At 41.6% G+C, this 411-nt stretch carries 1 pseudogene; it reads right to left on the bottom strand.

From position 1 onward, the window contains the following. Positions 1 to 411, bottom strand: a pseudogene (locus HMPREF3263_RS00930) (DUF4123 domain-containing protein); the annotation flags it as partial.

Here is a 411-nt window from a genome sequence, read left to right as displayed (position 1 = left end):
ATCAGGATAAGGAATCACTTCTACCAAATAAGGCGCGATGTCTTTGGTGATTTCAGCAAATTCACCTTGAAACAGACTTTCAATACGGCAATGAAAATTCTCAGGTGCTAAATATTTATGCTTATTGGCATCTAAGATGAAATAACATTTTAATTCGGGCAGTGGCTCGCCAAAAAGTGCGGTGTCTTTTTCCAACGTTTTTTCATCTAAAACCGGCATGAGAAAAGTCGGTTCCTGCCAATTTTCTGACCAACCCGGTTGAGTCATATCGGGCGGAATCGGCGTGTTAGGGAAGAGCAGTTTGAAAATCTCATCAGGTGCAAAGACTTTCGGGTGACGACCAAACTGCCTATCCAGCAATTTCACATTGTTGATTTGATGGCAAAGTAAGTAATGGGTCTCAGTAGCAAA

The sequence above is a fragment of the Haemophilus sp. HMSC61B11 genome (assembly GCF_001838615.1).
GTDB lineage: Bacteria > Pseudomonadota > Gammaproteobacteria > Enterobacterales > Pasteurellaceae > Haemophilus_D > Haemophilus_D parainfluenzae_AD.
Note: the sequence above shows the minus strand (reverse complement) of the source record. Positions and strands in the feature narration are given on the sequence as shown.